The organism is Streptomonospora arabica, assembly GCF_039531585.1.
In the GTDB taxonomy this organism is placed as follows: Bacteria; Actinomycetota; Actinomycetes; order Streptosporangiales; family Streptosporangiaceae; genus Streptomonospora; species Streptomonospora halophila.
Map to the genome: position 1 here is coordinate 1 of NZ_BAAAQI010000002.1, position 13,215 is coordinate 13,215.

Consider the following 13,215-nt stretch of genomic DNA (forward strand, 5'->3'; position numbering starts at 1 on the left):
TACGACACGGCACCTTCGGCGTTCCTGGAGGCGATCGACCCGGGCCTGACCATGCCGGTCGACGAGGAGTCGGCCACGCGCCGGCGGCCGCGCGAGAAGCAGATGCGCCTGCTGTGAGGCGTGCGCGGGGTGCCGGGCTCGTTGAGGTGCACCAGCATCCGGGTGTTGCCCAGGGTGTTGGGCTTGACCCGTTCCAGGTCGAGGAACTCGGCCACGCCCTCGTCGTAGGAGCGCAGCAGCTCCTCGTACACGCGCGGCGAGACGGGCGCGCCCTGGATCGGCTCGAAACCGTGCCTGGCGAAGAAGGCGGTCTCGAAGGTCAGGCAGAACACCCTGCGTATGCCCAGCTCGCGAGCCCGGTCCAGCAGCGCGGCGACGATGCTGTGGCCGACGCCGCGGCCCTGGGCGACGGGGTCGACGACCACCGTGCGGACCTCGGCGAGGTCCTCCCACAGGACGTGCACGGCGCCGCAGCCCACCACGGCGCGGTCCGCGCCGTCGCCGATCTCGGCGACGCAGAACTCCTGGACGTCCTCGTAGAGGTTGACCGTGCTCTTGGTGAGCACCCGGCGCTCGCCGCTGAAGGAGTCGACGAGCCTCCGGATGTGGGCGACGTCGCGGGTGCGCGCGCGGCGCACGGTGACCTGGGTTGCGTGCATGACCGCATCAGGTTACTCGCCTGCGGCGCCGCGCAGCCACGGGGCGGGCCCGCCGCCCCGCCGGGACAGGGCGGGGGCGGCGTGCCGCGACGTCGGTTATCGAGGGGTGCGTTCAGCCGGATGGTGCGGTCGGTTTCGGTACCTCTGGCTAGATCAGCTGCTTGCGCGCCGCCCAGACGACAGCCTCGATGGGGGTGTTGACCCCCAGCTGGTCGCAGATCGCCCGGAGTCGGCGGCGCAGGGTGCGCGCGCTCAGCTCCAGGCGCCGGGCGGCCACGTCCGTGGTCACACCGGTGGCGATCTCAGCGAGAAGCTGGAGTTCGTCGTCGGTCAGGCTGACCGGAAGGTTCTTTCCCCCTTCGGGGACCGGCACCGGGGTCGGCACGATTCCTTCGCGCACAAGCGGGGTCCCCGGGTCGTTCGCGGCACGACGTACGAGTGTGGCCTGTTCCACTCCGTCCTCCCTCATCCGTGGTGAGTGCGGAACAACAACTCGTCACCGAAGAGATCTGCGATGGGCGGAGGCGCGCCTCTGGACACGCGGGCGCCGACGTTCCCCGGTGCGACTTCCCGGCTCCGGTGCTGCGACGTCCTTCTGGCACAAGGACGAAGCGCCCGGCGAGCAGGGGCGTTCGCCACCGGTCGGTGCGGTCTGGGACGGACAGATCGCACGCGGGCGCTCACGGCCAAGAATGGTGGAACCGGCCAAGCCGTGCCCAGCCATCCTCACTCACCGTCATATCGATCCACTACGGCAAACCAGCGGAGCGGAGCTCCGCTGGTTTGAAACGCTAGGCCGATGCGAACTGCCCGTCAAGGTCGGTTTGACTACTTTGCGTGATATCGCAATCATCCCAGGTCACAGGCGTGGCGCCTGAGGAAACCTCATAGATGAGACTGACCTGCGAAAAGAACCTTCACACCGCGGCCTTGAGCACCCCGCGCGGGCACCACGCGGAGCTTACTGGGGGTGTTCTGATACACAGCCACTGACCTGCGGTTTCCCCGAATCCCGGAACATCACGATCCGGCAACGAGATCGCGCGGCGGGGCGCCCGGCACCCGCCGGGGCCCGGCCGCGCTCACTCGGGCTTGACGATCGGGAAGAGGATGGTCTCGCGGATGTTGCGCCCCGTGAGCGCCATCAGCAGCCGGTCGACGCCCACGCCGACCCCGCCCGAGGGCGGCATGCCGTACTCCAGCGCGCGCAGGAAGTCCTCGTCGAGCTGCATCGCCTCGGGATCGCCGCCGGCGGCCATCATCGACTGCTCGGTCAGCCGGCGCCGCTGCTCGACCGGGTCGACGAGCTCGGAGTAGCCGGTGCCCAGCTCCATGCCGAAGCCGATCAGGTCCCACTTCTCGGTGACCAGCGGGTCCTCGCGGTGACGGCGGGTCAGCGGGCTGGTCTCCACCGGGAAGTCCCGCACGAACGTGGGCTGCTGGAGCGTGTGCTCGACCAGCTCCTCGAACAGGTGCTCGGCCAGCTTCCCCTGCCCCCAGTCCGGACTCCACTCGACGCCGCGGGCGTCGGCGAGCTTGCGCACCGACTCCAGCGGCGTGCGCGGGGTGACCTCCCCGCCGACCGCCTCGGAGACCGCGTCGTAGAGGCGGACCGAGGGCCAGACACCGCTGAGGTCGTACTCGGTCCCGCCGCGCTCCACCACGGTGCCGCCGAACGCGGCGCGGACCGCGTCCTGCAGCAGCTCGCGGGTGAGGTCGGCCATCACGTCGTAGTCGGCGTAGGCCTGGTAGAACTCCAGCATCGTGAACTCGGGGTTGTGCGTGGAGTCCGCGCCCTCGTTGCGGAAGTTCCGGTTGATCTCGAAGACCTTCTCGATACCGCCCACGACGAGCCGCTTCAGGTACAGCTCGGGCGCGATGCGCAGGTACAGGTCCAGGTCGTAGGCGTTGATGTGCGTGGTGAAGGGCCGCGCGGTCGCGCCGCCGTGCACCCGCTGCAGCATCGGGGTCTCGACCTCGGTGTAGCCGCGCTCGTGCAGCCCGTCGCGCAGGGCGCGCACGGCTGCGGCCCGGCTGCGCACCATGGCGCGCGCGTCGGGGTTGACGATCAGGTCGACGTAGCGCTGGCGGACCCGGGCCTCGGGGTCGGTGAGGCCGCGGTGCTTCTCCGGCAGCGGGCGCAGGCACTTGGCGGTCAGCTTCCAGGAGTCGACCATCACCGACAGCTCGCCGCGGCGGGAGGTGATGACCTCGCCCTCGACCCCGACGTGGTCGCCGAGGTCGACGTCGCTCTTCCAGGCCGCCAGCGAGTCGGGGCCCAGCTTGTCCAGCGACAGCATCACCTGCAGGTCGCCGGTGGCGTCGCGGAGAGTGGCGAAGCACAGCTTGCCGCCGGTGCGGTAGAGCATGACGCGCCCGGCGATGCCGACGCGCTCGCCGGTGGCCGAATCCGGTGTGAGGTGCCCGTGTTTGTCGCGGATATCACCGATCGTGGTGGTACGCGGGAACCCGAACGGAAAGGGGTCGGTGCCTTCCGCACGCAGGCGGTCCAGCTTCTCCCGCCGGACCCGCATCTGTTCGGGCAGGTCGTCGTAGGATTCGTCCAGTCCTTCGCTCACGTCGTGAATCCTATCGGCCCGGCGCGGGTGGCCCCGACGTGCGATCGCCTCCCGGCCGGGCCGCCGGCCCCGTCAGGCGTTGCGCTGGAAGACCAGGCGCAGCCCGACCAGCGTGAGCCAGGGCTCGTGCACGTCGACGGTCTCGCACTCGTCGACGACCATCGGCGCCAGCCCGCCGGTCGCCACGACGGTGACGTCGTCGGCGTCGTCGGTCAGCTCCTGGGCCATGCGGTCGACGATCCCGTCCACCTGCCCGGCGAACCCGTAGACGATGCCCGAACGCAGTGCCTCGGTGGTGTTCTTGGCGACCACGGAGCGGGGCTTGACCAGCTCCACCATGTGCAGTTGCGCTCCGCGGCGCGACAGGGCCTCGACCGAGATGTCGATTCCCGGCGCGATCGCCCCGCCCACGTACTCGCCCTTGGGGCTCACGGCGTCGAACGTCGTCGCCGTGCCGAAGTCCACCACCACGGCCGGGCCGCCGTACTGCTGGACCGCCGCCAGCGCGTTGACGATGCGGTCGCTGCCGACCTCCTTGGGGTTGTCCATGCGCACCGGCACGCCGGTCTTCACGCCGGGCTCGACGATGACGGCGGCCACGTCGCCGAAGTGGCGGCGGAACATCTCGCGCATCTCGTGCTGGACCGAGGGCACCGAACAGCACAGCGCGATGCCGTCGACCTGCCCGCTGGCGATGATGGAGCTCCCTCCGATCAGGCCGTGCAGCACCACGGCCCACTCGTCGGCGGTTCGGCGCGCCTCGGTGGAGACCCGCCAGTGCTCGACCAGCAGCTCGCCGTCGAAGAGGCCGAGGACCGTGTGCGAGTTGCCGACGTCGATCGCAAGGAGCATCTGGGGCCTCTCGTGATGAGTTGTGCGGATCTCAGCGAATGTCCCGGAGATCGAGCGCGATGTCCAGCGCTGGGCTGGAATGGGTCAGCCCGCCGACCGCCAGGAAGTCCACACCGGTCGCCGCGACCGATGCCGCCTCGGACAGCCGCAGGCCGCCGCTGGCCTCCAGCCGCGCCCGCCCCGCCGTCAGCGCAACCGCCTCGCGCAGCCGCCCGGCGGTGAAGTTGTCCAGCAGGATCTCCTCGGCTCCGGCGGACAGCGCCGGCTCGATCTGGTCGATCCGGTCCACCTCGACCTCCAGGGGCAGGTCCGGAAAGGCCTCGCGCACGGCCCGGACGGCCTCGGCGACGCCGCCCGCGGCCAGCACGTGGTTGTCCTTGATCAGCGCCGCGTCGGCCAGGCCGAACCGGTGGTTGGCCCCGCCGCCGCAGCGCACCGCGTACTTCTCCAGCGCGCGCAGGCCCGCGTGCGTCTTGCGGCTGTCCCGCACGCGCGCGCCGGTGCCCGCGACGGCCTCGACCCAGGCGGCGGTCGCGGTGGCGATTCCGGACAGGTGCGTGAGGAGGTTCAACGCGGTGCGCTCGGCGGTGAGCAGGTCGCGGGTGCGGGCGGTGACGCTTATCAGCACGTCCCCGACGGCGACCCGGTCGCCGTCGGCGGCGCGGCGCTCGACCTCGAACACGCCGCCGGTCACCGCGGCGAAGACGAGCTCGGCGACCGGGAGGCCGGCCACCACGCCGTCGGCGCGGGCCACCACGTCGGCGGTGCGGATCTGGCCGGCGGGGATCGTCGCGACGCTGGTCGTGTCGACGCCCGTACCGCCCTCCCCGCCGGGCAGGCTCAGGTCCTCGCTCAGCGCGGTGCGCACCCGGTCGAGGACGCCGGCCGCTCCCCCGCCGGCGTGGCCGCCCGAGCGGGCGGCGCCCTCCAGCTCCTTCTCCAGCGGCCCGGACAGCGGGTCCGACTCGGCGGGGGCGAGCTCGTGGCGCCCGCCCAGCGCCACCCGGACGTTCAGCCGGGCCGGCAGCGCAGCGGCCGGGCCGGAGGCTCCGGCGGCGTCGGCGTCGGCCCGTACCCGCAGGAGAGCGGCGTGGACCAGTGTCGCCGCGACGGTGAGCAGGTTCGTGGCCTCCCAGGCGGCAGTGCCGGGCACGGCGCCGCCGTTGGCGGGGTCCTCGGCGATCTCCGCCAGCTCCGCGAGGGCGGCGCGCAGGCCCGCCTCCTCGCGCACCACGCCGGCGCACCGCGACATCACGGTGCGGATCCGGGCGACGTTGGCGGGGGCGACCAGCCCGGGGCGGCCTTCCGGCGCGGCCGCGGTCGGCGAGGTCGGCAGGGGCTCGGCGGAGTCGGCGGAGTCGGCGGCCGTGCGTTCGGCCAGATCCTCGGCGGCGCGGTGGGCGAAGACCACGCTCTCCAGCAGCGAGTTGGACGCCAGCCGGTTGGCGCCGTGCACGCCGGTGCGGGCGACCTCGCCGACCGCGTAGAGGCCGCCGATCCCGCAGCGGCCCCGCAGGTCGGTGCGCAGGCCGCCGGAGGCGTAGTGGGCGGCCGGGGCCACCGGAACCAGGTCGGTCACCGGGTCGATACCGTGCTTGCGGCAGGCGGCGAGGATGGTGGGGAAGCGCTCCTCCCACATCCGCGCGCCGAAGTGGCGGCCGTCCAGCAGGACGTGGTCGGCGCCGGTGCGGGCCATCGCCTCGGCCGCCCCCTTGGCCACCACGTCGCGGGGGGCCAGATCGCCCAGCTCGTGGCGGTCGCTCATGAACCGGCGGCCCTCGGTGTCGACCAGGAACGCGCCCTCGCCGCGGACCGCCTCCGAGATCAGCGGCTGCTGTCCGCGCGCCTGCGCGCCCAGCCACAGCACCGTGGGGTGGAACTGCACGAACTCCAGGTCCTCGGCCACGGCGCCGGCGCGCAGGCCCAGCGCCAGGCCGTCGCCGGTGGAGACCTCGGGGTTGGTCGTGGAGGCGAAGGCCTGGCCGATCCCGCCGGTGGCGAGTACGACGGCGCGCGCCCGGACCCGGCCGACGCCGCCGCGCTCGCCCTCGCCGATGACGTGGACCGTGACTCCGGCGGCTGACGGTCGGCCGCCCGCACCGGCGGGGCGGGCCGTCAGCAGGTCGGGGGCGAAGGCGTGCTCGATCACCTCGATGCGCGGGTCGTCGGTGACGGCGTGGATGAGCGCCCGCTCGATCTCGGCGCCGGTGGCGTCGCCTCCGGCGTGGGCGATGCGGCGGGCGCGGTGGCCGCCTTCGCGCGTCAGGTCCAGGTTGCCGTCAGCGGAGCGGTCGAACGCCGTACCGCGCTCCACCAGCCAGCGCAGCGCGTCGGGACCGGCGGTGACCAGGGTGCGCACGGCCGCCGGGTCGCACAGCTCCCGCCCGGCGACGACCGTGTCGACCATGTGCGACAGCGGGGCGTCGGCCGGGTCGGTCACCGCGGCGATGCCCCCCTGGGCCCAACGCGTCGAACCCGTGGCGAGGAGATCCTTGGTGACCAGCACCACCCGGCCGTGCGGCGCCAGCTCGGTGTAGCGGAGGGCGGTACTGAGGCCGGCGATACCGGAGCCGACGACCACGACGTCGGCCGAGGCCGTCCAGCCCGGGTCGGGGGCGGTCAGCTTGCGCGGAAGCTCGGGGGGCGTGTCCGACACCGCGGATCCTCCTTCGTCCCGGTGCCGCCCGCCGCCCCGGGGAGCGGTTCACCGGAGCGGTTCACAGAGTGAGCGGCACGTTGTCGATCAGCCTGGTCCCCCCGACACGGGCCGCGACGAGGAGCACGGCGTCCCCGCGGAAGTCGCCGGGGACCTCCGCGAAGGTGTTCGCGTCGACCAGTGTCAGGTAGTCCACGGTGACCGGTGGGTCGCCCGCGACCGCTTCGTCGAGGACTGCCCGGGCCGCACTGAGAATACCCACCGGCCCGGTGAGCGAGGCGTCCGCCCCCGACAGCAGCGCCTTGGACAGGGCGAGCGCGCTGCGGCGCTCCTCGGGGCCGAGGTAGGCGTTGCGGCTCGACGACGCGAGGTTGTCGGGGTCCCGCATGGTCGGCGCCGCCGCGATGGTGACCGGCAGGTTCAGGTCGCGCACCATCCGGCGCACCAGCGCGAGCTGCTGGGCGTCCTTCTGGCCGAAGACGGCGACGTCCGGCCGGACCAGGTTGAACAGCTTGCAGACGACCGTGAGGACACCGCTGAAGAAGCCGGGGCGGAACTCCCCCTCCAGCACCCCGCCCATCTCACCGGGGTCGACGCGCACGATCTGCTCGCCGGGGTACATGTCCTCGGCCGACGGCGCGAACACCAGGGCGGCGCCCTCTTCGGCGCACACGCGCATGTCGGCGTCGAGATCGCGGGGGTAGTTCTCGTAGTCCTCGCCGGGGCCGAACTGCAGCGGGTTGACGAAGACGCTGACGATGAGCGCGTCCGCCTGCTCGCGGGCGGCGGCCATCAGCGCGCGGTGCCCGCCGTGCAGCGCGCCCATGGTGGGCACCAGCGCCACGCGGCCGCCCAGGCGTGCGCGCAGGTGGGCCAGCTCCTCGGGGGTGCGTGCGAGGGCGGGGGTGGTGGGGGTGTTTGGGGTGTGGGGGCTCATGGGGGTGGCGGCGGGGTCGGGCGCGGCGCCGCCGGGTGTATCGGTGGGGTCCGTCATGGGGATGTCTCTCTGGTTGCGGGGGAAGTCGCTCACGCCTGGAGGACGTCCAGCAGGCGTTCGGCATCGTGGGGCTTGAGCAGTCCGGCGGCCAGAGCGCGATCAGCCGTCAGGCGGGCGAGGGCCACATAGGCGGGCACGCTTTCGGGCGAATGGCGGCGCAGTTCGTCGATGTGGGCGGACACGGTCTCGGTGTCGCCGCGCAGAACCGGGCCGCTGAGGCCGTCCATACCCAGCCGCAGACCGTTGTCCAGGGCGGCGCCAAGGAGCGGCCCCAGCATGCGCGCGGGGTGCTCGACACCCGCGGCACGCAGCAGCGCGGCGCTTTCGGCGACCAGGGTGACCAGGTGGTTCGCGCCACCGGTCAGGGCCGTGTGGTACAGGGTGCGGTGCTCCTCCGCGATCCACACGGGTTCGGCCCCCATCTCCACGACCAGCGCCTCGGCGATGGGCCGCAGGGCGTCGGGAGCTGTCACGCCGAAGGAGCAGCTGGCCAGGCGGTCGAGGTCCTCGTCGCGGCCGGTGAAGGTCATCACCGGGTGCAGGGCGAGGGGGAGCGCTCCGGCGGAGGTGGCCGGTGCGAGCGCGTGGAATCCGTGTGCGCCGCTGGCGTGGACCAGGAAGGTGCCGGTGAAGTCCGCGCCGGTCTCGACGAGCCCGCCCACGAGCGGTTCCAGCGCGTCGTCGGGCACGGTGAGCAGGACCAGGTCGGACTCGGCGACGACCTCGGCGGGCTCGGCGATGCGCGCCGAGGGCAGGCGCCGGGCCGCGCGCTCGCGCGAGGCCTCGGAGACCGCGGAGGCCGCGACCACCCGGTGGCCCGCACGCTCCAGCGCCGCCCCCAAGACCGATCCGACCCGGCCGGCGCCGACGACGCCGACGCTCAGCCGAGCCGGCCGCTGCGTGTTCTCCGCCTGCTGCATCGCACCTCGTTCCAGTCCACCCGGGTACCGGACATCTGCGCGGCCAGCTTACTTTCAGCCGAGGGCATGGGTGTCCATGCCACCCGTGAGGGCGTGGGCGGGGGGGTGTGGGGGGTGGGTGGGTGCGGGCGTGGGGGTGCGGAGGTGAAGGGCGCGGGGGCGCGGGCGTGTGGGGGTGTGGGCGTGGAGGCGGGAGGTGGTGAGGTAGAGCTCAGGGAGCGAGGGGCGGTGTGCGGGTTGCGCAGGGAGAGTGGTGAGGGCGGTAGAGGGGCGGGCGCCTGGGATGAGGCGCCGATCGCCCCGCGCGGGCGCCAGGGGCACGGGACGCCGCGCGCGGGTGGGGGACGGACGATGCGGTGCACCGACCCGCCGAGTCGAGCGCGACCGCTGCCCGCGGCTCAGTCGGTGTTGATCATGACTCCGTTGTTCTGGCAGCCCGCTCCGGAGGTGCCGAGGGTGGACGAGGAGTTGCCGCAGCCGTTCGTCGTGTTCTCGGAGTCGACCCAGGACCCGTTGCCACCGGAGACGGAGCCGCCGTTGCCTGCGGGGATGACGTCCGAGTAGGGGTAGGCGGCGGCGTAGGCGGGGGTGGCGCCGAACAAGACCGCGCCGGAGGCGGCGGCGACTGCAGCGGCGGCGAGGGACTTCTTCAGCACGTGGCTTCCCTTCTTGGGAGACCGGTCGGGGGCGGCCGGTCGTCGTGGTCGTTTGCGTCCGGGCGCCCTGCATCCTCGGGCGCCTGGCAGGGATGTAGCCGTCGGCACCCTCACTCACACACACGTTCACCTGCATCCATAACGGAAAGAGGTTGGTACCGCACTCTTAGTGAACGGACTTGTCCGGACATGGGGCGGGGTACCTCGCACGCGTACCACCACACCAGAGGCCGAATGAGACCCAGGCCACACTCCTCGCTCCCCAGCAGCCCCGGTTCCGCGCACGAGCTATCGGGAGTTTCGGCGACAAAACTTCTGCCCCGGTTGCGGTCACACAGAATCCCCACACGACACCCACCACCGGAACCGGTTCGGACCGGAACCCCCCGACGGAGCAGCAACGGCCGTTCCCGGCCCGGCCTGCGAGAACCGGCCCCCGTGCCCGCGGTCACGCGCCCGACGAGGCAGCAACAGCCGTGGAAGGTCCAGCCCGCGCACACCACACCCGGTGCCCGCCGGTGACGCCCCCGACGAAGCAGCAACGACAGCGCACGGCCAGCCCGCGCACATCGCACCCGGTGCCCACCGGTCACGCGCCCGACGAGGCAGCAACAGCCGTGGAAGGTCCAGCCCGCGCACATCGCACCGGGTTCCCGTCGGTCACGCATGCGACGGTTCAGCGCGTGAGCATCGGACCCCGCGCCCGCCGGCCACGCAGGCGACGCGGCACCAAAAGCAGCGGAGGGCCCAACCTCAGGACATCGGTCCCGGTACCCGCCAGTCACGCGCCCGACGCGGCAGGCAGCGACGGCCGCGCACGGGGGTGCAGGCGCCGAAGGCACTGGAGTTTGACGTTCCGGTCATATCGGCACCCCCTGCTGGCACGGGAAGCACGATCCGCGCTCGAACAGCGGGAAGGCACCGCCACCCCACCATCATTCCGCAATCCGAAAAAATGACGGTCGATTTGCCCGCTATGTCAGTATTGACGCCCACCGCATGCACCCGAATGGCGACGAAACCGCCAGAACCAGCGCCGAGAGGCCTCGGAGAGGAGTATTTGGCGCATGTCGTCGCCCTCGCGGGAGCAGGGGGCATGCGATCCGGGGGCAAATCGGTCAAAGTGGTATAAGTTCTCTAATCAGAAGACCCACTGCGGCGCGCCGGGGTGCAGGGGCATGCATCAGAGCGGTTTCGTCGCCCTCTCGACGGCCGCCATCCGCTCCTACTCGGCCCCATTCGCCTGGAATGCCTGCTTCATCCCATCCGAACCGTCACCCCCTCTTCGCAACAGGGCGGAGGGCGACATCGGAGCCCCGAACAGCGCGAAGCCGGCGCCGCCCGTGGACGACGCCGGCTCGCGGTGCTCGGTGGGTGCCCCCGCTTGGCGGAAGCACGCGGCGCAGTGTTACTCCCAGACCATCGCGCCGGACTTGTGGCAGGCACCGCCGCCGTTGCCGAGGATGCCGATTCCGTTGCCGCAGACGTTGACCGGGACGTTCAGGTCGGCGACGATCTGGTTCCCGCCCAGGATCGAGCCGTTGCCCGAGGTCATGATGTCGTCGTCGGCGGAAGCGCTCGGCGCGCTCGCGAGGATCGCGCCGGCCGCGGCGGCGGTCAGGGCACTGGCGACCAGGGTCTTCTTCAGCACGTGGATTTCCCCTTATCCAGGCCGGGCGGACAGGGCCACCCGGGATTGTCGACTGTGCGTGAGAACACGATTACACATCGCGTTCGAGACACCAATCTAGCCACACACTCGCACCCGCGTCCCGTCTTTTCACCAACTCGGCGAAAGCGAATAACTGGCGGCAATCATTCAGGCACTTAGCGTGGCACGTATTGTCCGGACATTCCCCCACGAACCTCCGGGCCAGACAGGCCTTCGCGGCGACCGCCGGCCGGCCATGTGACACACGCCACAGGCGCCTGTACTTCATCGCGCACGGGGCGGACCGGTCGGTCAGCGCGCCGAAGGCGGCGGCTCGCTACGGGTTGCCCAGCGCTCGGGCCCCGCGTTCGAGTGGCGGGCCGCGTGCCCGAAGGCGGCCATGCCCTCGACGATCCGGCGCGCCTCCGCGATCTCACGGCCGCTCGCGTGCGCCCGGATCGGTCCGGGCGGCGTGTCGGCCTCGACCGTGGCCACTCCACGCCGGCGGCTCACCGGGCCGGCGGTCATCCGGATGCTCTGGGTCCGCGTATGGGGCACGATCTCGGTGACGCGGCACACCCGGCCGCGGCGTGCGACGAACAACTGCTCGTCGACGCCGAGATCGCCGTCGCGGGCCCGCCCGCCCGCGGCCGGGTGCAGGGCCGTTCGGGAGACGTCAGCGCCGGCGAAGAGCTCACGGACCAGCAGGTAGGCGATCCGCCGCGGGACGACGGGGAGCAGGGTCGAGGAATCCATCTGCCGCTCGCCGACGTAGCCGGCCACGTTGGCCTCCACCCGCACGACGCCCATCGCGCGCCACAGCAGCGGCTCGACGATGCGCACCGCCTGCACCCGTCCCGGCGGCACGGTCTGCATGCGCGCCTGGAAGATCCCGTAGCGCAGCCGCAGCCCGTCGGGTGACAGGGAGCTGTAGAAGTCGGTGTAGCGCATCAACGGGCCGAGGAACCCGCGCATCAGACCCAGGAGCAGCGGCACGGCGCCGCCGAGGACCCCTGCTTCGAACAGGCCGGTGCTGCTGACGACCGCACCGCCGGCGGCGATGAGGAGCACGAACAGGACCACGCTGCCCAACACGGGCAGCCGGAAGGCGAGGGCGCCCAGAAGCAGCCCGAACGGCAGCCGGAAGAACGGCCATTCCGGCGCCTTGGGCGTGCTGCCCGCGAGCCCCGCGGCGTGCGCGAGCAGCGCGGCGCGCAGCCGTTCCGCCCGCCCCCACGACAGGTACCGCAGCCTGATCTCGCTGGAGTCGCCTCCGGCGAGCTCCACGCGCAGTTCGGCCAGGCCCAGGACCTGCATGAGCAGCGGACGCACGACGTCCACGGCCTGCAGGCGGCTCAGCGGGATCTCGCGCGACGAGCGGCGGAGCAGGCCGGAGTGGACGACCAGGTGGTCGTCGCGGAGCCCGAAGGAGGAGTTCCACCAGGCCAGCAGCGCGAACGCGACGGCGCCGCAGGCGACCGCCAGCGTCATCAGCAGGACCCAGACGAGGCCGAACTGGACCAGCAGTGATCCCGGCAGGGCCAGGAAGACGAGAGTGACCAGGAGGACCTGGAGGGGCACGGAGGCCCAGTGCGTGCGGTGGGCGCCATGGGCGATGTCGGGCTCACTCGGCCCTGCCTGGGCCGCACCGGTCTGCGGCGCTGCCTGGCCGGGGTGAGCGGGATGGCCCGCGACCGTCGGCGGAAGGAAGCGCACGGGCCCGTCGGCGGGACGGGGCGCGTTCGGCGCCATACCGCCGTGTCCGGGTGGGCCGAGCGGCCCCCCATAACCGGGCGGGGCCGCACCCGGCGGCCCGCCGGCGCTCGTGCCGCCCGCGCCCGGCGCGTCCGGCGCCCTACCGCCGTGCCCAGGCGGAGCGACCGGCCCCCAACGACCGGGCGAAGCAGCATCCGGCGAACCCCCAGGGCCGGCATGACCCGACGATGCACTCTGCGTGAAGCCGGACCCCGGACCGTACTGCGTCGTGCCGGGCCCGTAAGCGGGCGGGGGCGGCCCGGACTGCGCTGGTCCGGCGCCGTAGTGCGACACGCCCGACGCACCCTGAACCGACGTGTGCGAAGGCGCCGACTGCTCGGGGCGGCCGGGATCGCCGGCGGGCGGACGCGCCCATTGCTGCGGGGCCGCGCCGGCCGACGGCTGCGCCGCGGCTCCGCTGGGCGGCGACGGGTGCGCGGGCACGATCCTGGGGCCTGGTCGGCGCTTCGCCTGTCCGACGGGGTGCTGG

At 72.6% G+C, this 13,215-nt stretch carries 9 protein-coding genes and 1 pseudogene; all 10 read right to left on the bottom strand.

Features of this window, described 5'->3' with window-relative positions; genetic code table 11:
• Nucleotides 1–137: 137 nt before the first annotated feature.
• Nucleotides 138–659 (bottom strand): annotated as a pseudogene (locus ABD284_RS03150) (amino-acid N-acetyltransferase); the annotation flags it as partial.
• Nucleotides 660–807: 148 nt separating this feature from the next.
• A complete protein-coding gene (locus tag ABD284_RS03155; RefSeq protein ID WP_344140783.1) occupies nt 808–1,128 on the bottom strand; it encodes a LuxR C-terminal-related transcriptional regulator in 321 nt (106 codons plus the stop codon).
• Between the two features lie 613 nt (nt 1,129–1,741).
• Complete coding sequence (gene lysX, locus ABD284_RS03160) at nt 1,742–3,238, bottom strand: bifunctional lysylphosphatidylglycerol synthetase/lysine--tRNA ligase LysX (RefSeq protein WP_344140784.1); 1,497 nt, start codon at nt 3,236–3,238, stop codon at nt 1,742–1,744.
• A gap of 72 nt (nt 3,239–3,310) precedes the next feature.
• Entirely contained in the window at nt 3,311–4,090 is a 780-nt protein-coding gene (locus ABD284_RS03165; protein ID WP_344140785.1) for a type III pantothenate kinase, read from the bottom strand.
• A 31-nt stretch (nt 4,091–4,121) separates the two neighbouring features.
• Nucleotides 4,122–6,746, bottom strand: a complete 2,625-nt coding sequence (locus tag ABD284_RS03170) for an L-aspartate oxidase (protein WP_344140786.1) — start codon at nt 6,744–6,746, stop codon at nt 4,122–4,124.
• A gap of 61 nt (nt 6,747–6,807) precedes the next feature.
• Nucleotides 6,808–7,683, bottom strand: a complete 876-nt coding sequence (gene panC, locus ABD284_RS03175) for a pantoate--beta-alanine ligase (RefSeq protein ID WP_344141464.1) — start codon at nt 7,681–7,683, stop codon at nt 6,808–6,810.
• An 89-nt stretch (nt 7,684–7,772) separates the two neighbouring features.
• Nucleotides 7,773–8,663, bottom strand: a complete 891-nt coding sequence (locus ABD284_RS03180) for a Rossmann-like and DUF2520 domain-containing protein (RefSeq protein WP_344140787.1) — start codon at nt 8,661–8,663, stop codon at nt 7,773–7,775.
• 398 nt (nt 8,664–9,061) lie between these two features.
• A complete protein-coding gene (locus ABD284_RS03185) occupies nt 9,062–9,319 on the bottom strand; it encodes a DUF320 domain-containing protein (RefSeq protein ID WP_344140788.1) in 258 nt (85 codons plus the stop codon).
• Between the two features lie 1,408 nt (nt 9,320–10,727).
• Complete coding sequence (locus ABD284_RS03190; RefSeq protein WP_344140789.1) at nt 10,728–10,970, bottom strand: DUF320 domain-containing protein; 243 nt, start codon at nt 10,968–10,970, stop codon at nt 10,728–10,730.
• A gap of 312 nt (nt 10,971–11,282) precedes the next feature.
• Nucleotides 11,283–12,551 (bottom strand): PH domain-containing protein, encoded by a 1,269-nt coding sequence (locus ABD284_RS03195; protein WP_386699743.1) that lies wholly within the window; start codon nt 12,549–12,551, stop codon nt 11,283–11,285.
• Nucleotides 12,552–13,215: the final 664 nt, after the last annotated feature.

Excerpts from the sequence above, each read along its gene's own strand:
- ABD284_RS03155 (WP_344140783.1), bottom strand. The coding sequence starts at position 1,128 with ATGAGGGAGGACGGAGTGGAACAGGCCACACTCGTACGTCGTGCCGCG.
- ABD284_RS03165 (WP_344140785.1), bottom strand. The coding sequence starts at position 4,090 with ATGCTCCTTGCGATCGACGTCGGCAACTCGCACACGGTCCTCGGCCTC.
- ABD284_RS03180 (WP_344140787.1), bottom strand. The coding sequence starts at position 8,663 with ATGCAGCAGGCGGAGAACACGCAGCGGCCGGCTCGGCTGAGCGTCGGC.
- panC (WP_344141464.1), bottom strand. The coding sequence starts at position 7,683 with ATGAGCCCCCACACCCCAAACACCCCCACCACCCCCGCCCTCGCACGC.